We start from the raw sequence: 20,822 nt of genomic DNA on the forward strand, positions 1-20,822 counted from the left end.
TGATCTTGGCGCCGATTACTTTGAACGCCTTCACCGAGACCGAATTCGTCGATACCATGTAAAAAGACTTGAGCATCTGGGCTACAAAGTAAAACTAACGGAAGAGGCTGCCTGAGCCTAAGAATTTTCGGAACAGAGGACGCGGAGGGTTTGCTGCGACTTTCTCCGCGCCCTCTGCGTTGAGTTTCGAAGAGCCGTCACCCCACTGGAGAAGAAACCTTCCGGAGGGCCTCCGCGAAGGCATTTTCACCCGGTCGCCAGCAGCGCCTGTTCCAGGTCGGCGATGATGTCGTCGGCATCCTCAATCCCGACGGACAGACGCACAAGACCGTCGCTGATTCCTACCTCGGCCCGCTCCGTCGGCGAAAGGGCCCGATGCGAGGACGAGGCCGGATGCAGGACAATGGTATAGATGTCGCCCAGGGTGGTCGCCGGCATGCACAAATCGAGTGCATCCATAAAACGGAACGCAGCTTTCTTGTCGGCGCCGGCAATCTCGAAGGAGAGAACGGCACCGAAGCCTTTCCCCTGGAAAAGACGGCGCGCCAGCGCGTGTTGGGGATGTGTGGGCAGACCGGGATAGTTGATTTGTGCGATCCTCGGATGGGCGGCCAGCCATCCGGCAATACGGACGGCATTTTCGCATTGCTGGCGCAGCCGCAACGGCAGAGTCTTGAGCCCGCGCAGCGCGAGCCACGCTTCAAAGGGCCCAAGGGTGCTGCCAATCATCTTGTTGAGTTCATACATCTTTTTCCGGTTTTCGGTTGAAGTGATGATCACGCCCGCCAGCACGTCCCCGTGCCCCGCGATGAATTTGGTGGCGCTGTGCATTACATAGTCGGCGCCGTAGGCACAGGGGTTGCAGAGGTAGGGGGAGGCAAAAGTGTTATCGATCAAGACCTGCGCACCACGGCGATGAGCCATGTCGATCAGAGCAGGCTGGTCGGCCACCTTCAGGAGCGGGTTGGAAATCGTCTCCGCTACCAGGATGACCGGGCGGGTCTCGTCCAGAGCCGTCTCAGCTGCCTTCAGGTCGGTCACATCTACCAGGCGGACAGTGACCCCCAGCTCGGTAAACAATCGGCGGAGCAACGTGAATGTAGCACCGTAGACATCCATTGCGGCCAGGACGTTCGAACCCTGCCGCACCCCCGCCGTCAGCAGTGCGACGTGAATCGCTGCCATGCCGGAAGCAAAGGCGAAAGCCGCTTCACCCCCCTCGAGATCTGCGGTGGCAGTTTCAAACGCGGCAACAGTCGGGCTGCCGTAGCGTGGATACACATAGCCGTCCCTGGTTGTTCCCAGCACTCCGTCCAGGTCATCCATGTGCTCATAAACAAAACCCACCGCAGGATGAATTGGGCCGACAACCGGCATAAAATCACCGGGCGGGAGATGCTCCCCCGCATGAACGGCACGAGTAGGGAATGCTTTACGCCTGTTCTTCATGTTGACTCCTGTGCTTTTTTTGCCAGAGTGAATCCCACCGGCCCGCCCGCAAGCCCGACATTATAGCTTACTCCGTGCCCGGAAACGGCACCATGAAGCGAGGTGCCTGGCCACTGCTTGGCTGTTCATGCGACACAGACACGCCGCCGCGCCCCAACAACTAATAAAAAACAAGGCAGCGTCACGCCGCCGCCATGCGCGGATTTCGCGTTTGACATTTGCCAGGCCAAATGCTAAACATAGAATTTGCAACGACTTATTCGAAGCAAGGAGGCTTTATGGCGGAAGAGACGAAAGCAGGCGAGAAAGCTTTGTTTTTTATCCTCGGCGGGTTCATTGGTGCAGCCGTCGCACTCTTGCTGGCTCCTCGCAGCGGGGAGGAAACTCGCAGACTCATTGCGCTGAGGACCCGTGAGGGGGCGGATTTCATCGCGAATCGCACGAAAGACGTCACCGAAAAAACCGGCGGTCTGATTGATCGGGGCAAGGAACTGCTGCAGCAACAGCGCGACCAGCTGGCAGCTGCGCTCGAAGCCGGAAAACAGGCATACCGGGAAGAGAAAGATAAAACGAAGGTCTAAATGTCTCCGACGACAGAAGTCCTACTCGCCGTATTCACGGGGCTCGTTGCACTGGCGCTTCTCTTGCAGGGCTTCGCGCTCCTAGCCATACTTCGCAAGATTCGGGACCTCGCAGCCCGGCTGGACGCAGTGAGCACCAAGCTGACGAAGCAGGTCGATTCTCTGACTGAGCAGGCGGACAGTTTTCTGACCGTGCTCAAGGGCACGGCCGAGAAAGTGAGTGCCGTGCAGGACAACGTAACCGCCATCAGCAGAATTGTTCACCAGCGCGTGCTTGATGTGGATGCCTTCATCAACGAAGCCACCAATGCCGCCCGGCTTCAGATTGCCAGGCTCCAGGATGTCATCGACACCACTTCGAGCCGGATCAACGAGACCATTGACACGCTGCAAACCGCGATCATCACGCCGATCTCTGAAGCTCAAGCAGTCGTCCGGGGGATACGCAGCGCTTTGGATGTTTTATTCGGCCGGCGCAGGTCCTCTTCGAGCCGTTTGCACCAGGACGAGGAGTTGTTCATTTAGAAGCCGGGCGGTCCATTTCCCAGGCAACCAAGACCGGTACGAAGCACAAGTGCCGGTCAGATGCTCCAGCGCATCAGCACGCTTCCCCACGTGAATCCCGCCCCGAAAGATGCCATGAGCAGGAGCTCCCCGGGCGCTATCTTCCCCTGCTGATAGGATTCCGAGATCCCGATGGGAATCGTAGCTGCCGTGGTGTTGGCGTAGAGGTCGATGTTCCGCACCACCCGGTCGGCGCTGATCCCGAGTCGTTCCACTACGGCATCGATGATGCGCAGATTGGCCTGATGCGGAACATAGAGGCTGATGTCCGCGGCGGTCAGATGGTTGCGCGCCAGGATTTCCGCAGATACGTCCGCCATGCGTTGAACTGCGGTTTTGAAGACCGCCCGGCCGTTCTGATGGACGAAATGCATCCGTCGGTCCACGGTTTTGTGGGTGGCCGGATGCAGGCTTCCGCCTCCGGGCATACAGAGGAATTTCCCTCCCGACCCGTCGCACTGCAGGATGAAGTCGATCACGCCCTCCTCATCAGAACCGGTCGGCTCCATCAGGACAGCTCCCGCTCCATCGCCGAAGAGGACAAAGGTATCGCGGTCGAATGGATCGAGAATCGAGGTCATGACGTCCGCTCCGACGACCAGAACTTTTTTATGGGCGCCGGAATGAATGAACTGTGCAGCCGTGGAAACGGCGAAGAGAAATCCTGCGCAAGCCCCGGAGAGATCGAATCCCCAGGCCCGGCTGGCTCCGATCTTGTCCTGCACAATGCAGGCTGTCGAGGGGAAGAACATGTCCGGGGTTACCGTTGCGACAATGATGCAGTCGATCTCGGGGGCTGAGACGCCGCGTTGGTGGAGAACTTTCAGCGCTGCCGCGACGGCGAGGTCGGAAGTGGCCTCTCCTCTTGCCGCCACTCGACGTTCACTGATGCCGGTGCGTGTTCGGATCCATTCATCGCTCGTATCCAAGGCCTTTTCGAGATCGAGGTTTGTGACAACCTTCTCCGGCACATGATGCGCCACTGCGGTGATCTTGGCATTGAACAAAATGTAACCTCCACTCCCCCGAATGCCCCGGCACCGATGCGAGCTCGAACGCAAAGGGATGAGTCATGAGTGCGCTTCCGCTGCAGTACTCATCACTCAGTGCAGCCGCGTGAGCAGAGCATCGACCTTCTGCAGTACCTCCTGGCCGCGGAGAGCGAGATCATCCGCCTCGCGCCGGCAGGTATCTGCAAAGGCGCGATCCTCGAGTCCGGGAAGGTTGATGAGCACATTGTACTGAGCCCCCTTCAGGGCAGCACACGCAAGTTGCGCGCCTGCAGCCGCATCGCTGCGTGCGTTCTCATTGCCGATCTCCGCCAGAATCACGAGCAGGCCCAGGACCTCACCCGCGCGGCGCGCGGTGCGCAGTGGAACCTCCGTGGCTGTGCGCGTGGCCTGTTCGAGCGCCTCCGCCCGGGCCGCTTTCTCCTCAGCGGTCTCCTTGGGAAGTTTGAGAGCGGTCATTACACGCCGGTAGGCCTCGGCGTCCTCTTGCACCAGCCGATGCAAGGCATCGCGCGCCTCGGTGAGCTGCTGATGAATATCGCGCACTCGCGCTTCCACTGCCTGATACTTTTTCTTTCCTTGCGTGAGGCCCGCCACCATCTCGCCCAGCGCGGCCGCAAGAGAAGCCGCGTGGGCGGCAACGCTGCCGCCGCCCGGCACGGCATCGGGCGCGGCCACGCTGGAAACAAACTCCGTCAGGGCGGGCTCCTGAGGAAGCGCATCGGTCAGTCGATTCTCCAGGATCTGATTCGGGCTGAAATTCTCCAGGCGCAGATAGAAATCGGCGCACCCGTTCAAGGCCTTTTGCGGCACCAGCCCCACAATCTCGCTTGAAACGACGGAAACCCCATAACGCTCGGCTTCGCGCACCACCATATCGAAAACACGGAAGATCGGCGTCGCCTCAAAATTTGTGAGGTTCATGGAAACCTGCACCTGGTGTCTCTCCTTGATCTCGAAGCCCAGGGCCTTGACGTAGCGCAGGCCGCCGCTCGAGAAGCGTATGGCGCGAGCGACCGCCTGGGCGATCTTCACATCCGGGGTGTTGAGGTAAATGTTATACGCAACCAGTGGGAAACGGGCGCCGACGGCGGTTGTGCCCGCGGACGGATGAACTTCCAGCGGCCCGAAATCGGGCTTGCGCTCCGGATTGGTGCGAATCTCTTCGCGGATGCCCTCGAATTCGCCCCGGCGCACGTAGGCAAGGTCCTGCCGGGCCGGGATGCGCGCCGACTGTTCGTAAAGATAGATCGGGATCCGATAGCGCGTGGCGATCTCTTCCCCTACCTCCAGCGACAACTGGACGCAATCCTCAATGGTCATTCCGGAGATGGGAATGAAGGGAACAACGTCTGTGGCGCCCATGCGGGGATGCTCTCCGTGGTGCTGCCGGAGATCGATAAGTTCGGCCGCCTTCCCCACGGCTTCGATCACGCCGCGAGCCAGGGCTTTCGGCTCGCCTGCGGTCGAAATGACGCAACGGTTGTGCGCGCCATCCATCTCACAGTCAAGAAGCGCAACGCCGGGGTACTTTGTCAGCGCGGCTGCAAGAGCATCCACCACCTCTTTGCGCCGTCCTTCGCTGAAATTGGGCACGCATTCGACGATCTTCTTCACGTTCGCTCCAATCTGTTGATGACGATGTTCCCTCTCTTGAGGGTGAGGGCGCAGTGATTCACGCCGAAGAAATATGGTATCTCGCGGTAATCCGGCACATTCATCAGCACGATGTCGGCCTGCTTGCCTTCCTCGAGACTGCCGAGCCGTTCGGACAAACCGAGCGCATACGCGGCGTTCAAGGTCGCAGCCGAGATGACCTCAGCCGGAGTCATCTTCATCTGGCTGCATGCGATCGACAGGATGAGCTGCATATTCAGAGTGAAGCAGGAGCCGGGATTGAAGTCGGTGGCCAGCACCACCGGAACTCCCGCCTCAATAAGTTTCCGTGCCGGCGGATAGCGGGTGAGCCCGAGGTTGAATGTCACACCCGGAACCAGTGTGGCCACGGTTCCCGCTCGTTGGAGAACCTCGACATCGGCATCGTCGACCCACTCCAGGTGATCGGCGCTGAGCGCCCCCAACTCCGCAGCCAGCCTGGCGCCGCCGCTGTGAGCCAACTGCTCGGCGTGGATGCGGAGAGCGAGCCCGGCCCGCTTGGCAGCCTGCAGGATGGCGCGCGACTCTTCGACCGTGAAATAGCCGACGTCGCAGAAGACATCGCAGAACTGCGCCAGCCCGTCCCGCGCCACCCGGGGAATCATCTCCTCGATGATGCGGCGGACGTACTCCGAACGCGAGTCGCGCAACTCATCCGGCACGTCGTGTGCCCCCAGGAAAGTGGATACAGTCTCCAGCCGGCTCCGGCCGCGCAGTGCCGCCAGCACCTGCAGACTTTTGAGTTCATCCTCCAGGCTCAATCCGTAGCCGCTCTTGGCTTCGATGGTGGTCGTGCCGTGCCTCAGAAACTCGAGGAAGTAGCGTTCCGCGCAGTCCACAAGCTGGTCAGGGCTCGCGGCCCGCAGCTGGCGCACGCTGGCACGGATTCCTCCGCCCGCCGCGGCGATCTCCTGATAACTTTTCCCCTGGCAGCGCAGATCGTATTCATGGGCTCGGGTGCCGCCGAAGATGGGATGTGTGTGACTGTCGACGAAACCGGGCAAAGCCACCAGATCGAGACCTGCGCCGTCGAAGGTCTCGTGACGGGGATCCAGCTCGCGCATGGGCACTTCCCGGGTCGGCCCCACCCAGATAATGTGCTCGGCCCGCACCAGGATCGCTCCGTTCTCGATGATGCCGAGCTCCGACATCGAGCTGCCACGGCGCGGGACGGCACCTCCCCGAAGGGTGACGATTTGTCCGATATTCTTGATCAGCAGCATGTCTGCCCGGGCTCAAGCGCTCCGGCGGAGCGCGAGAATCGTGATGTCGTCGTGGACATCGGCGTTATGAGTGAACTCGCAAATGGCCTGGTAGAGGCGTTGTGCAAAGAAAACCGCACCTTCGGACGAGTAGCGCCGTATGGACTCGATAAAGCGCTCCTCATCGAACATCTGTCCCTCTGGATCGACGGCGTCGGTGGCGCCATCGCTCGCAAAAATCAGGAGATCCCCCTTCTCCATCCGGAAAGGGAGTTCGTCGTATGATGAGCCCTCGAGCAGGCCAAGCGGGATGCCCGAGGCGTGAAGCCGCTTCAGATCACCCGCCCGCACCAGGTAGGGCAAGGGCATGCCGCCGTTGGCCAACACGCACAACCCGCTCTGCGGCTCGATGCGCATGCAGGCCGCCGCGATGTAATTGCTGACCTGGTAGCGTGCAATCAGACTCGAATTCGCCCGGGCGAGAGTTTCCCCCGGCGACAGCGACTGGGCGAAGAGTGTGCGCAACTGTCCGCTGAACACCGCGCCGTACAGGGCGGCAGGTATGGACTTCCCGGAAACGTCACCGATCACGATCTGCAGGGTTCCGGCTTCGCGGTTCCAGTCGAAATCGTAAAGGTCCCCGCCGACTTCGCGGGCCGGATGGTATTCCACTGCGATCTCGTAGCCTGCCAGCTCAGGATAGCGCGGCGGCAGGATGTAACGTTGGATTTCGCTGGCAATTTCGAGCTCGCGGGCAAGCCGCTCGCGGCGGACGAGTTCTTTGCGAAATCTCTCATTTTCCCGGGCCAGCCGATACGCTTCGATCCCTCGCTCGACAGTCATCAACAGGTCGGGCGGATCCCAGGGCTTCACGACGTAGCGATACACCTTGCAGCTGTTGATCGCTTCCATCAGCACCTCCACATCTGTGTAGCCCGTCAGGATAATGCGCACGGCGTCCGGCAGCAGCCGGAGCGTGTGGCGCAGCAGCTCGACCCCCGTCATGTCGGGCATTCTCTGATCGGCGATGATGACCGCGATTCCGTCATTCTTCCGGATCAGCTCGAGCGCCTCGTTGCCGCTGGCGGCGGCCAGTACGGGGAACCTGTCGATGAAGGTGCGCCGCAGCTTCTGCAAGTTAGCGGTCTCGTCGTCGACAACCAGGATTTTCATCTCATCCATCGCTACAGGCCTCGCCGTTTGGCACAATCCGATCGGTCACTGTACCCCAATTTCCGGCATCTTCCAATGGCCATCTCAAGTGACGAATGACGAAGGAAAGAAAGAAGAATCTCAACGCAGAGGACGCAGAGAAAATCTCCGGATCGCTGCCGGCGGCTTCTTTTCTGGTGTTTTTTCTGCGTTCCCTGCGGCCTCTGCGTCGAGGCCTCAGGCGCCTGTGGTCACCGCTCCTGATCGAAGCGGACGTATTCGAAATCGAAGGGCAGGCCGTTGATACCGCGCTCCGGGGGACTGGTCCAATTCGCGATCCGCCCGCGCTGGTAGACGGGCGTCATAAGGCTCTCCACGTACGCCCGGTCTGATTCACTGGGGAGCCACTCGCCGCGGCGGCGTTCCCAATCTTCGTCCGCAATCGGAATCCCTTCCGGGGTAAAGTGCCGGCCGGCATAGATGCCGACCTGGCGGTGGAACTTCCGGTCGGGCAGCTTGAGCCGCCAGCCGAGCGAGTGGCGCTCGATCACCCGGTTCCACCGTTCGCAAGCCCGCTGGCAATCTTCGATGTAGGAATCGCGCAGCACCTCGTTCATGGCGTTGCGCAACGGGACGTCGCGCGCCGCGAGGGCGCCGCCTTCCACCACGACCATGCGGTAGGCACCGTCGAGCGCCTTGTGGTCGGTGTAGGATGCCTCGCGATTCCGCCCCTTGAGGCTGGTTCCGAAATAATTCGCCGCGTTGGTGGAGATCTCACCTCCAAACAGGTCCGCGCTCAGGCTGTACCACAGGTTGACATACTTCTGGATCGCGGGCAGGTCGATGCCGCCGAGGTTCCGGGCGTCTTCATTGGGATCCTGCCTCATCAGTTCGCAGGTGCGCTGCACAACGCGCTGGACTCCGGTCTCGCCGACGAACATGTGGTGGGCTTCCTCGGTCAGCATGAATTTTGTGGTGCGCGCGAGCGGGTCGAAACCGCTTTCGCTCAGCGACAGAAGCTGGTACTTGCCGTCGCGATCCGTGAACATGGTGAACATCAGAAAATCCAGCCAGTTTTCAATGGGCTGGTTGAAAGCTCCCAGAATCCTGGGCTTGTCCCGGTGTCCGCTGCGGCGGTGCAGAAGTTCCTCGGCCTCGTCACGGCCATCCCGGCCGAAATACCTGTGGAGCAGATACACCATGGCCCAGAGGTGTCGCCCCTCCTCCACGTTGACCTGGAACAGATTCCGCAGATCGTACAGGCTGGGCGCTTTATGGCCGAGCAACCGCTGCTGCTCGACACTCGCCGGCTCGGTATCCCCCTGGGTCACGATGATCCTTCGCAGCCAGTTGCGCAGTTCGCCGGGCACTTCATTCCAAACCGGCAGTCCTTCGTAGTCACCGAACCCGATGCGCGCATCCTTCGTCGCGGGCACCAGGAAAAGGCCCCAGCGATACTCGGGCATCCGCACGTAGTCGAAGTGTGCCCAACCGCCCGGCTCCACCGACACCGCCGTGCGCAGATACACCTGATCCTGCTGGAAGCCGCTCGGTCCCATCTCGCGCCACCATTCCTGGAAGTTGGGCTGCCAGGTTTCGAGCGCGCGCAACAGGCGGCGATCCTCGCTCAGGTTGACATTGTTGGGGATCTTCTCCGTGTAATCGATCATTTCAGACCTCCAACCCCCGTCTTCCGGCCTCTGACCAAAACCTCAGGCCGTCAGCGGAAATGTTTGAGGTCGGAAGGCGGAGGTCTGAAACGGTCATGTTCTTTTCCAGTCGAACCCGGGGCGGGCGGGCTTTCCATAGAGCGTCAGGGCGCCGTGTTCACCCACCGCATTGGGCCGGACGAAAATCCAGTTCTGCCAGGCCGAGAGACGTCCGAAGATTTTCGTCTCCATCGTCTCGGGACCCGCGAAACGAAGGCTCGCCTCCATGCCGGTGAGGGCGTCGGGGGAAAGGCTGGCACGTTCTTCGACTGCGATGCGCACATCATCGTTGTAGTCGAGCGCATCGATGGCAAAGGTCACGAGGCCGGACTGCTCCGCATCGCGGGCGCTGAGGATGCCGTCCCGGGCCAGTATCCCGGGGACGCGATCGGGTTGTGCCAGAAGCCGGCTCTGCAGCCGCGACAGGCCGTTGCTCATGGGGAAAAAACTGTCGTTCAGCGGCGTGACGGCGACCGCGACGCCCGCATCGTCCAGCATGTAAGTGCGGTCGGCGGCAAGCGCCAGTTCCAGCAGGCTTCCTGCGAAACAGCTCCCCGGTTCGATCAGGGCGAGCACAGTGCGTGATGTCAGGTCGAGCCGCTTCAGTGTGCGTTTCATCAGCAACAGGACTTCACGCACAAACCAGTCCTCCGCAAAGCGGGCGAGCGTCGCATCCAACCGGCGCAATTGGGCGAGGGCGCCTTCCGTCTTGAGGATCAGCACACCGATCTCAGGCTCGTTGAAACGCAGATGCAGCAGGGCGTGGTCGATCTCGCGGAAGGCGCGCAGCGGCCAAAAGTCCGAGCCGGCAGCGTGGATGCCGAGCAGGCTATCCGGCTGCTCTGTGCCCGGCCCTTGGACCATCAGCGTGGCTACGCGCCGCGCGCGATCCAGGCCGAGCCGGATATGACGATACTGTACGGCGTCAGATGCCGGCCGCGGATTCAGCGCCTCCAGTCGGATCCCGGGTCCCGGGAGCGGGGTCTCCTTCGCGGCCCACTGACGGGCGCGGCGGATGACGAACTCGTCAAACTGGCTGCGCGGGATCAGGGCATCGACGAAACCCCATGCGAGGGCGCGCTCTCCTTTGATGCCCTCGGCAAGTGTGCAAAAAACGTCGGCACGGTCGCGCCTCACCTTGCGCTTATCCACCAGCCTTGTCAGTCCGCCGGTGCCGGGGAGCACACCCAGCAGCGGAGCCTCGGGCAAGCTCACGGCGCTCTTGCCGTCGTCGACCAGGATGATCTCGTCGCATGCCAGCGCCAGCTCATAGCCGCCGCCGGCGGTGGTCCCATTGCAGGCGGCAATGTAATGCTGGCGGCTGAACGTGCCCGCGTCTTCGATCGCCAGGCGCGTTTCATTGGTGAACTTGCAGAAGTTCACCTTGAAGTGATGGCTGCTGGTCCCCAGCATGAAAATGTTGGCGCCGGCGCAAAAAACGCCCTCCTTGGCGCTGCGCAGAACCACTGCCTTTACTTGCGGGTGCTCGAACCGCAGACGCTGCACTGCATCCGCCAGCTCGATATCCACACCCAGGTCGTAGGAGTTCAGCTTCAGGCGGTAGTCGGGCCGCAGCGGGGCGTCCTCACGGACATCCATGTCCAGAAACGCAAGGTCTCCTTCAATCCTCAGTTTCCAGTGGCGGTAGCTTCCTGGCTCGGCTTCGAAGTCGATCATCACCTAAAACTGTATCCCGGTTTCCTCCTTATGTCGATCCGATCAACGAAACAGAAAAGTCGTGCCCTTCGAGTCATTCGCGGCTGTTTTTGCTTTTAGAACAGGGCGACGCTGGCAAAGGTGACGGCAGCGCCTGATTGCAGATCGGCCCACTGCCGGTAGTCGAGAAGCCTGCCGCGCGGGTTCTCCAGGCAGCGCAGGGCCATGTAAATCGCGGGGTAGCCGCATACGCGCCGCCGGTCGCGCTCCGCGGCGATAAAACGAAAGATCCCCTCCGCATCGCCGCCTTCAACAAGCTCCAGAAACTTGCGGTCCTCTTGCGCCACCTCCTCCAACGAGGTCTGCGAGGGGCCGGTGAGATCGCCAAAATGCCGGCCGACATGGGCCAGGTCGGCCCCGGCAACCACGCAGTACCTGGCGGGCAGCTCCGCAATCGTCTCCTTCACCGCCGTGATCATGCCCGCAATTCCCGGATCCTGCGCGGCGGTCTTGCCTGCGACATAGATGTCTTCGAAGGAACCGACCAGGATGGGGACGACTTTGAACTCTCGTTGCTCTCCCAATACGTAGCGAAGGCACACCATCTGAAATTCAATGGAATGCTCTGCGCGATGCGCAAATTCATCCTGAAAGTAATCGTGATCGCCGCCAAGCTTCGCCGCCAGCCGCCTGATAAATTCACCATCGGCAGTCGCAGTGCCGAGGGGTGTTTCATAATCCTTTTCCGTGAGCGCGAAGCGCATCTCCATGGGACTGTGGCAGGTGCCGAAAATGATGAAGCGATCCGCGCCAGGATGTTCCGCCAGCGCTTTGTAAGCGTGAGCATAGGCAGGCCCCCCGCGATGAAAATCGATGTGCGGGGAAATCAATCCGCGCAACGGCCGGGTGAGATCCGGCGTCGAAATCAGGCCCGGGCCGCCAGGGCTGGTAAAGAAACCTTCGATCTGGCTCCGCAATGCATTCACGTCACCTTCGTAAGCCGATCCGGCATGCAGGGCCGGACGGGTGGGAGCGCGCAGGAATTCCTGGACGAGCGAGTCGTAATAGATGCGGAATGACGGGCTGTCCAGATAGTGGTGGTCATCGAGCTGCTTTGCCAGGTTTTCCAATACCTCGATGGGCAGCAGCTCGGCAGTCTGGCGGAAAAAGCCGGCCTGGATATCCCGCAGGGAGTTGGTGCCGTCCATGAGGGAGACCAGGAACGCCTGCGGCCCGTTGAGGAAGAGCGGTTGCTCGGCAAATCCCTGCGGGTCTCGCAGACAAGTCATGTTCTCGCCCTTGATCTGCATCGAGAAGGCTTCCACGGGGCGGAGTTTGGGATTAGATCCGTGCTGAAGCGGCATGGCTATTACCCGATGATCCCAACGCAGTCGACTTTGCACCGGGCGCACCCGAGTGCATGAAAATGGCAGATTATCGCGGTGCCTCTTCTGTCATGGCTCGTGATCGTGACCGGTTTTTCTAGTTTCCATAAACTACCGATCATGATCACGACGTTCGTCAGGAGAGCTATCTTCACAACAGGACGCAGCTGAAACCCATTCGTGTCCCGGCTATTCGTTGCGCAGTTCCCGCGCAATCTCATGGGCAATGCGCCGGGCTCGGGGCAGGTCTTCCGGTGCAAAAGAAATGGCACCCACAACCGGATGCCCTCCTCCGCCGTGCCGTTCACAAAGCGCAGCCAGATTGTGAATGCGCGGCCGCCCACTCCAGGGATTGGATCCGACCGAAATCTTGGAGCGGAAGCTCGAGCGGCTTACGCCGACACAGTAGATGGCATCGGGAAAAAGGTAATAAGGAATGAACTTGTTGTATCCCTCCATGTCTTTATAGTCGCTGATGTCGAAATAGACGGTCCCCTGTGCGTACTGCGCATGCTCGCGTATGATGTCGATCGATTTGAGATGACGCTCATACAGCGGGCGGAAAGCCGACTGCACCCAGCCGAGTGCCATGATCTCGTCCAGCGATTTCACCTGAAAATCCTCGATCAGTTTCCTGCTGCTCTTCGGGTCGCGGCTTCCTTCGATGACCATCATGAGCTTCATGGCCGGCGCTCCCAGCTCGACCGCGGAATGCGCGTCGGGAAACTGGGCGCCGTCGATGATGTCGGCCCAGTGAATCAGCTCATTCAGGCGGCTCGGATCGAAATCGAAGTTATTGCTCACCATGTGCGCAATGAACTTTGTACACGACTTGTAGGTCGGATCGTGAAATTTCTTTCCGCTGCGGTCGGCGCGGAAGTGCCTCTCGTCCTCCGCGCTCAGAAACGCGCTTTGATGGTGGTCGAACCACCAAGTCAGCCGTGGGTCGCTGGAGTATTTAAAATCGACAATGGCATTCTCGTCCCCGTCGAACCGCACATCCAGGAAGAGCTGCCCGGCACGGTGCGCCAGCCCCTCGTACTCGAATTCGGCGCCCCCACGGATCCTGCGGCGATAGAAATCGCTGAATACCGCGGCGGAGGCCAGGCCATCAAAACAGTTGTCGTGATAATAAACTTTCATCTTCATAGGTCTCTATGGATATGTTGCGTTCCCACGACACACCATGTGCGTTTCCCGGCCATAGTTAGAGACTTAATTGATCAGCAGTAGGAGCAGGAAAGAATGGTACACACTACCACACCGAATTTCGAGACGCAAGGTCACCCGTCTGGCTGTTCGACTGACCGCCGTTATTGGGAGAGGATAAGCTTTGCGATGGTCTGCAGCTGCATATTGGATGTGCCCTCGTAGATCTTTCCGATCTTGGCATCGCGATAGTATTTCTCGGCCGGGAATTCCTTGGTGTAGCCGTAGCCGCCGTAGATCTCCAGGCTCTCGCCGCACACCTTCTCCGCCATTTCGGATGCGAAAAGTTTTGCCATGGCGGCTTCCTTGGTAAATGGGCTGCCGGACATCCTCAGGCGGGCCGCGTTATAAACCATGAGGCGAGCGGCTTCCAGTTCGGTCGCGATGCGCGCGATTTGAAACTGCACGCTCTGGAAGTTCGCGATCGGCTGGCCGAACTGCTTCCTCTCGCGCGCGTAATTGATGGCGCCCTCGAGAGCGCCCTGGGCAACGCCGACCATCTGCGCGCCGATGCCGATCCGGCCCTCATTGAGAGTCTCGATCGACACCTTGTAGCCCTTGCCCACCTCGCCCAGTACCTGCGCGCGCGGTACAAAACACTCTTCCAGAATCAGCTCGCAAGTCGAGCTGGCGCGGATGCCCAGCTTGTCTTCTTTTTTGCCCACCGTGAAGCCGGGCGTATCGCGCTCGACCAGGAACGCCGTAATGCCCCGATAGCCGAGTTGCGGATTGACGTTGGCAAAGATGATGAAGAGGCCGGCCTCGCCGGCATTCGTGATCCAGAGCTTGCGCCCGTTGAGGACGAATCCGCCATCGCGCTCCTCCGCCTTCGTCGCAAGCGCAAAGGCATCGCTGCCCGACCCGGCTTCGGAAAGGGCGTAAGAACCGACGATGTCGGTGCACAGGCGCGGGAGATACTTCCGTTTCTGATCCTCCGTACCCCAGCGCACGATGGCGTTACAGACCAGGGTGTTCTGCACATCCACGACGACGCCGGCCGCCCCGTCCACCCGGGAGAGTTCCTCCACTGCCTGGACGGCCATAAAGAAGTTCCCGCCCCCGCCATAGGCTTCCGGCACACCCACTCCCATCAGACCCAGTTCGAAGAACTTTCGGATCAGTTCGGGATCCATCCTGGCCTCCCGATCCATCCTGCTGACATGCGGACGGACCTGTTCCTCCGCAAACTCACGGACGCTGGTTCGAAACATCCGCTCTTCTTCCGACAGAATCGTCAACGGCAGCGCGCCGCCTTCCGGCTCAGGTAAATTGGCAGACATCGATATCACCTCGGCTCTTGATAAATTCTGTTATCGAATCGGCGACGGTCTCCTTCGGGTACGCAAGCCTGCTCGTGCTGGATCTCTTCCGGCTCAGCTGCGTCTCGGCCGAAAGCGGCAGCAAGCCGCCACACTCCAAGGGCACCCTCAGGTCAATGTCGCCGCGCCATAAAGGTTTTTTGCCTGGGGAATACTTCCATGGTACGTTTTCAGCAAGGTTTATACCACCAGGCTCGGGACACATCCAGGAGAACTTGCAGGCGTGGGACAAAACAAAAGCCCGGGCGCGGCGTAACCTTATGTTGAGTGCGGCATCTTACTCAGCAGCTTCGCAAACCGGGGCTCTGGGTGAGAGCCCGGGTAATGAGGTGGATTTATGACAGCTAAAAAGCGTTGGTACACAAGCAAATACCTCTGGATAACCTTTGTCATCATAGGCGCCATGGGAGGATTCGGAACTTACGAGTTCTTCACCGTAAAAGCAGACAAGCCCGCCTACCTGCTGGGGACCATCGAACGCGGCGATGTCGTGCTCCAGGTCGCCTGCACGGGAACCCTTGCAGCCGTGACAACTGTGCAGGTCGGAACACAAGTGTCCGGCACCGTTGCCGAGCTCTATGCCGATTTCAACTCCGAGGTCAAGAAGGGACAGCTCCTGGCCAAGCTGGACCCCGAGCTGTTCGACACGCAGGTACAGCAGGCGGAAGCCAACGTGCGCACGGCGGAGGCGAGCCTGAACGACGACAAGGCAACAATTGCCAACGCCAAAGCCAACTTCGAGAAAGCCAAAGTGGACGTGCTCAACCTGCAACGGAAGCTTAACATGCAAAAGCGGCTATGGGATCAAGGCTTGATCGCTCGAGACGATCTCGATACCGCGCAGGCAAATCTGGATGCATCTGTCGCAACGGAGGAGGCAGCCCAGTCGCAAATCGACTCGTGCCAGGCCCGTTTCAAAGCCGATGAACAGCGCCTGGGCCAGGCGCAGGCAAGCCTGGACCAAGCCAAGGTCAATCTCGAGCACACGATCATCACCAGCCCAATATCCGGAACCATCATTTCCCGCAGCATCGACCGGGGCCAGACGGTGGCGGCCAGTTTCTCCTCACCCACCCTGTTTACCATCGGCGAGGATCTTACCAAGATGCAGGTCAGCACCAATATCGATGAAGCGGATGTCGGCAAAATCAGGACCGGGATGGAGGCAACATTCGCCGTGGACGCCTATCCGGGAGAAACGTTTCGGGGCACAATCAGCCAGATTCGCCTGGCTGCGACGACGGTGCAGAACGTTGTCACGTACAACGCCATGATCGATGTTCCCAATCCGCAGCTCAAGCTCAAGCCGGGGATGACCGCCAACGTCAAGATCCTGATCGACAAGGCAGACAACGTGCTCAAGATTCCCAATTCGGCGCTCCGCTTCAAGCCGGGCTTCTCGGACCAGGATATGGAAGCAGCCTTCCGGCTTGCGGGCGAGGAAAAATACTACGCTCAGCTGAAAGCCCTCAGCGCCAAAGCAGGCGGGACCCTAGCGACACCCGCCGGCGGCATGCAAATGGGATTGGCGCCGAAGGGTGCAGGTGCCGGCAACAGGAGCGCCTCATCGGGCGGAGCAGGTAACAGTCAGCAACCCGCGGCCAACGCCAGGCCGAACCAAAGCGCGCGCGGCAGGCGCGTCGCCCTCTGGGTGCTCAGGGAGGACAAATCGCTCCGGCCGATCGTTGTCAAGCTGGGCCTTACCGATGGAGTCCAAACCGAAATCGACCCGGGAAAGTTGACAGAGGGTGACAAGATCGTAATCGGTCTGGAAAACGCGCAAGGCAGGCCGGCTGCGAATGCAGCAACGCGGCCGCCGGGATTCGGCGGACCGATGGGCGGCATGGGCAGAGGGATGCGCTGATGGGGTCGGCGTTCATGAGTGCGGCACAGGTGCAAATACAGGCGGGACAAGACTGGAAGGCGGCGCATGCGACCAGCAGCGAGGCGCTCATCAAGGTGGTGGATCTCCACAAGTTTTACGAAATGGGGGATACGAGGGTGCACGCCCTGCGCGGCATCCGTCTCGAAATCCGCCGCGGCGAGTTCGTCGCCATCATGGGCGCGTCGGGCTCGGGAAAATCGACCTTCATGAACCTGCTCGGCTGCCTGGACAAGCCCACCGAAGGAACCTACCTGCTCGAGGATACGAATGTGGCGGAACTGTCGCGCGTCGAACTTGCCCACATCCGCAACGAGCGCATCGGTTTTGTCTTCCAGGGCTTCAACCTGCTGAGCCGGACCACCGCGCTCGAGAACGTGGAGCTGCCGCTGATTTACGCGCGCATGCGCGCACGGGACCGGCGCCGGCTTGCCCAGGAAGCGCTCGTGAAGGTAGGGCTGGCAGACAGAACTCATCACATCCCGTCGCAGCTCTCCGGCGGGCAGCAGCAGCGGGTGGCAATCGCCCGGTCGCTCGTGAATCGGCCGGCCATTCTGCTTGCCGATGAGCCGACGGGCAACCTCGACAGCCGTACGAGCGTCGAAATCATGCAGGTGTTCCAGGAACTGAACGAAAGTGAAAATCTGACAATTATCCTGGTCACCCATGAGCCCGACATTGCCGAATACAGCAAACGCATCATCACCTTCCGCGACGGGCAGATCACCCGGGATCAGCCGGTGCTGAGACGGCGCATCGCTGCAGAGGTTCTCGCCAGCATGCCGCCTGCGGAGGACTGAGTCATGGTATTTCTTTTCACCATTATCCGGGTAGCCTTGAAGGCACTCGGTCTCAACAAGATGCGGTCGATCCTGACGATGCTCGGCATCATCATCGGGGTCGGCGCCGTCATTGCCATGGTCAGTATCGGGCAGGGCGCCCAGGCAACCATCGCGGAGCAGATCGCAAGCGCAGGAAGCAACATGCTCTACGTCACCGCAGGCTCCTATAACCGCGGCGGCGTCAGGTCCGGCGCAGGAACCTCGAGCTCCCTGACCGTCGAAGATTACCAGGGAATCGTGCGCGAATGCACCGCGGTGCGCGAGGCATCCCCCCTGGTTCGCGCCAGCGCACCTGTGGTGTTCGGAGATGAAAACTGGTTCACCAACATCCAGGGAGTCAATACCAACTTTCTTCGTATCAAGCTCTGGGAAATGGAGACAGGAACCTTTTTTACCGACCAGGACGAGAACGCGGCAGAGCGCGTTTGCATCCTCGGCAAGACCGTCGTGGACAATCTCTTCCCCGGGCAGGATCCGGTAGGCCAGGAAATCCGCATTCGGAATGCGCCGTGGCGTGTCATCGGCGTGCTGAAGTCGAAGGGCCAGAGCGGCATGGGACAGGATCAGGACGACACCATCATCGCTCCTTACACGACCGTGCAGAAGAAACTGCTGGGAATCACCTACATCAACGCCGTCATGGTTTCTGCCGTATCTCAAACGGCAACGTCGACAGCGGAAAACCAAATCAACGAACTCCTGATGCAGCGCCACCACATCGCTTCGGCCGAAGATGCCGACTTCCAGGTGCGCAACCTCTCGGACATTGCCGAACTCGCAAACAACTCTAACAAAGTGATGACTCTGCTTCTGGCAAGCATCGCTTTCGTCAGCCTGATTGTGGGTGGCATCGGCGTCATGAACATCATGCTGGTGTCCGTCACCGAGCGCACGCGTGAGATCGGCATTCGCATGGCCGTTGGCGCAACGGGCGGGGATGTTCAATTCCAATTCCTCACTGAAGCGGTGGTGCTGGCCATCTTCGGTGGAATCCTGGGCATATGCTGCGGCGTCGGAGCTTCCAAAGCGATATCCGACTCGCTGGGTTGGCCCACCCTGGTTTCATCCGCCGCGATCGGCCTGGCGTTTACTTTCGCCGGGGCGATCGGCATTGCCGCGGGCTGGTATCCCGCGCTCAAGGCCTCCCGCTTGGATCCTATCGATGCGCTTCGATACGAGTGACGGCAAGGAGAAACCCTCAACGCGGAGGACGCGGAGCACGCAGAGGAAACCTCTTATATTTCATAGTGTTGACGGTTGTTCTGATTCCCATTTTTTTCCTTCGGTTCCTGCTCCTTCTGCGTTAGGATTTGCAGAAAATCATACCGGCGCAGGTGTTAATTGACACTCCACCCCTTTAGTACATATAATTCATCGGTAAAAGTTAACTCCACCCTCTGGAGCAAGTCCCGTGCGCACCAAAAAAAACCTGACTATCGCAATAAGTCTTTTCTCGGTAACCATCTCCCTCGGGCTTCTTATCTCGTCCTATGCTGCGCAGCAGCAGGCCAATACGAGTGAACAGGATAAGACCCAGAGCGTTGACCCGCAGAAAGCCAAGGTCGCTGATCAGCAAAATGCCCAGGCTGCCGGCCAGCAGAAGACGGTGCCGCCCCCTGAGCGGCAGAAGATCAAGCCCGCCGACCTGCAGAAAGCGAAGGCAAGGGAAAACACCCTCACCGACTACTACAAGAGATGGCTTAACGAAGACGTGATTTACATCATCACGCCTGAGGAGAGGGACTTGTTCAAGGCCCTCACCACCGACGAAGAGCGTGAGAATTTTATCGAGCAGTTTTGGGCGCGCCGAAACGAGGACCCCCGCGAGGGCGGCAACCAGTTCAAGGTCGAGCATTATCGCCGGATCGCTTACGCCAACGAGCACTTCGCTTCCGGAATCCCGGGCTGGAAAACCGATCGCGGACGCATCTACATTTTGTACGGTGAACCCGACGGCAAAGAATCGCATCCCTCGGGAGGCTCGTACCAGCGCGAATTCTGGGAAGGCGGCGGGCAGACAAGCGTGTATCCCTTCGAACGCTGGCGCTATCGTCACATTGACAATGTGGGCGACGACGTCGAGCTCGAATTCGTGGACAAGACCTTCACCGGCGAATACCGGCTCGCGATGGATGCGGAGGAGAAGGACGCGCTTCTGACGGTCCCCAACGCGGGCTTGACCGAAAGCGAGGAGATGGGGCTCACCAAAAAAGAGGATCGTGTCAACTACGGCTACATGAGCCAGACCGACTTCCAGAGATCCAAGGACGCGCCTTTCGAGCGCCTGGCCCGCTACTTCAACGTTCAGCGGCCCCCCCAGATCAAGTTTGCGGATCTCAAGGGAATCGTCACGACGCGCATAACCTATAATCAGCTTCCCTACACGATGCGGACCGATTTCATCCGGCTTTCGGCAACCAAAGTGATGGTCCCGATCACTATCGAGCTGGATAACAAGAACCTCGAGTTCAAGAAGGAGATGGGATTCAATCGGGCTTCGGTCAACGTCTACGGGGAAATCACAACCCTGCAGGCACGCATCGCCGGCGAGTTCGAAAACACGATCTCCGCGGAGTACACTGACGAGTTCTTTGAGGCCGGCAAGAACAAGCGGTCGATTTATCAGGCGATGGTGTTCCTGGATGCCGGACAGCGATACCGGCTTGACCTGATCCTCAAGGACTTGAACAGCGGCTATGTCGGCTCGATGAGTTACGGCATCATGGTCCCGAAGTTCGACGGCGAAGATCTGCAAACGAGCAGCGTCATACTGGCAAACTCAGTCAACGGCGTTCCCCCGACCTACGATCACCTGGAGCAGTTTGTCATCGGCGACATGAAGGTGCAGCCGAACGTGAAGTCCGAATATGTCAACGGACAGAACCTTATTCCCTATTTTCAGATCTACAATGCGGCGTACGATCAGGCCACGCTTGAACCGTCCCTGCAGATTTCCTACACCGTAAAATCCGGTGACAAGGTCGTGCAGGACATCGAGGACACGAAAGGAAGAACGGTCCAATTTACCTCGGGTCAGAGAGTTGTCATCGTGGCCCAGATCCCGGTCAAGGACATGGCACCCGGCAGATACAAGCTGGAGATGAAGATTCTGGACCGGATCTCGAACAAATCTCTTACCACCAACGCCGATTTCCAGGTGGTCAAGTAGTCATCTTTGGAGTGCGGCGGCTTGCCCGCGCTTGGGG

The 20,822-nt window shown here is 59.8% G+C and carries 16 protein-coding genes; 6 read left to right on the plus strand and 10 right to left on the minus strand.

The genetic code is table 11. From position 1 onward, the window contains the following. Positions 1–246: 246 nt before the first annotated feature. A complete protein-coding gene (locus LAP85_00005; protein ID MBZ5494755.1) occupies positions 247–1,449 on the minus strand; it encodes a PLP-dependent aspartate aminotransferase family protein in 1,203 nt (400 codons plus the stop codon). Between the two features lie 278 nt (positions 1,450–1,727). Between LAP85_00005 and LAP85_00010 the strand changes: the two genes are divergently transcribed. Both LAP85_00010 and LAP85_00015 read left to right on the plus strand, forming a co-directional pair. Next, complete coding sequence (locus LAP85_00010) at positions 1,728–2,030, plus strand: YtxH domain-containing protein (GenBank protein ID MBZ5494756.1); 303 nt, start codon at positions 1,728–1,730, stop codon at positions 2,028–2,030. Beyond that, positions 2,031–2,555, plus strand: coding sequence for a hypothetical protein (locus tag LAP85_00015; protein ID MBZ5494757.1), 525 nt, complete (start codon positions 2,031–2,033; stop codon positions 2,553–2,555). 56 nt (positions 2,556–2,611) lie between these two features. Here LAP85_00015 and LAP85_00020 read toward each other — a convergent pair whose 3' ends face one another. From LAP85_00020 to LAP85_00060, 9 genes are all read right to left on the minus strand, one after another. Next, positions 2,612–3,601: a ketoacyl-ACP synthase III gene (locus LAP85_00020; GenBank protein MBZ5494758.1), complete on the minus strand. Its 990-nt coding sequence runs from the start codon at positions 3,599–3,601 to the stop codon at positions 2,612–2,614. Positions 3,602–3,697: 96 nt separating this feature from the next. Further along, on the minus strand, positions 3,698–5,221 hold the full coding sequence (ftcD, locus tag LAP85_00025; protein MBZ5494759.1) for a glutamate formimidoyltransferase: 1,524 nt from the start codon (positions 5,219–5,221) through the stop codon (positions 3,698–3,700). Further along, the gene (gene hutI / locus LAP85_00030) at positions 5,218–6,483 is read right to left on the minus strand and encodes an imidazolonepropionase (protein MBZ5494760.1); all 1,266 of its coding nucleotides are present in this window, start codon (positions 6,481–6,483) and stop codon (positions 5,218–5,220) included. Before hutI ends, ftcD begins: the two co-directional genes overlap by 4 nt. Before the next feature lie 12 nt (positions 6,484–6,495). Continuing rightward, positions 6,496–7,644 (minus strand): SpoIIE family protein phosphatase, encoded by a 1,149-nt coding sequence (locus LAP85_00035; GenBank protein ID MBZ5494761.1) that lies wholly within the window; start codon positions 7,642–7,644, stop codon positions 6,496–6,498. 221 nt (positions 7,645–7,865) lie between these two features. After that, on the minus strand, positions 7,866–9,284 hold the full coding sequence (boxB, locus tag LAP85_00040; GenBank protein MBZ5494762.1) for a benzoyl-CoA 2,3-epoxidase subunit BoxB: 1,419 nt from the start codon (positions 9,282–9,284) through the stop codon (positions 7,866–7,868). Between the two features lie 93 nt (positions 9,285–9,377). Beyond that, on the minus strand, positions 9,378–11,000 hold the full coding sequence (boxC, locus tag LAP85_00045; protein MBZ5494763.1) for a 2,3-epoxybenzoyl-CoA dihydrolase: 1,623 nt from the start codon (positions 10,998–11,000) through the stop codon (positions 9,378–9,380). A gap of 95 nt (positions 11,001–11,095) precedes the next feature. Beyond that, positions 11,096–12,382, minus strand: coding sequence for an AmmeMemoRadiSam system protein B (gene amrB / locus LAP85_00050; GenBank protein MBZ5494764.1), 1,287 nt, complete (start codon positions 12,380–12,382; stop codon positions 11,096–11,098). A gap of 171 nt (positions 12,383–12,553) precedes the next feature. Next, the gene (locus LAP85_00055) at positions 12,554–13,513 is read right to left on the minus strand and encodes a phosphoesterase (GenBank protein ID MBZ5494765.1); all 960 of its coding nucleotides are present in this window, start codon (positions 13,511–13,513) and stop codon (positions 12,554–12,556) included. A gap of 164 nt (positions 13,514–13,677) precedes the next feature. Further along, positions 13,678–14,853: an acyl-CoA dehydrogenase gene (locus LAP85_00060; protein MBZ5494766.1), complete on the minus strand. Its 1,176-nt coding sequence runs from the start codon at positions 14,851–14,853 to the stop codon at positions 13,678–13,680. A gap of 376 nt (positions 14,854–15,229) precedes the next feature. Here LAP85_00060 and LAP85_00065 point away from each other — a divergent pair, with 376 nt between their 5' ends. The 4 genes from LAP85_00065 (at position 15,230) to LAP85_00080 (ending at position 20,785) form a co-directional block, all read left to right on the plus strand. After that, positions 15,230–16,756, plus strand: a complete 1,527-nt coding sequence (locus LAP85_00065; protein ID MBZ5494767.1) for an efflux RND transporter periplasmic adaptor subunit — start codon at positions 15,230–15,232, stop codon at positions 16,754–16,756. Between the two features lie 14 nt (positions 16,757–16,770). Continuing rightward, on the plus strand, positions 16,771–17,574 hold the full coding sequence (locus tag LAP85_00070; GenBank protein MBZ5494768.1) for an ABC transporter ATP-binding protein: 804 nt from the start codon (positions 16,771–16,773) through the stop codon (positions 17,572–17,574). 3 nt (positions 17,575–17,577) lie between these two features. Further along, positions 17,578–18,798 carry an ABC transporter permease gene (locus tag LAP85_00075; GenBank protein ID MBZ5494769.1) on the plus strand — a complete coding sequence of 407 codons (1,221 nt, stop codon included), beginning with the start codon at positions 17,578–17,580 and terminating at the stop codon, positions 18,796–18,798. 229 nt (positions 18,799–19,027) lie between these two features. Further along, the gene (locus LAP85_00080) at positions 19,028–20,785 is read left to right on the plus strand and encodes a GWxTD domain-containing protein (protein MBZ5494770.1); all 1,758 of its coding nucleotides are present in this window, start codon (positions 19,028–19,030) and stop codon (positions 20,783–20,785) included. The last annotated feature ends 37 nt before the right edge of the window (positions 20,786–20,822 follow it).

The sequence above is a fragment of the Terriglobia bacterium genome (assembly GCA_020072565.1).
Lineage (GTDB): Bacteria > Acidobacteriota > UBA6911 > UBA6911 > UBA6911 > JAFNAG01.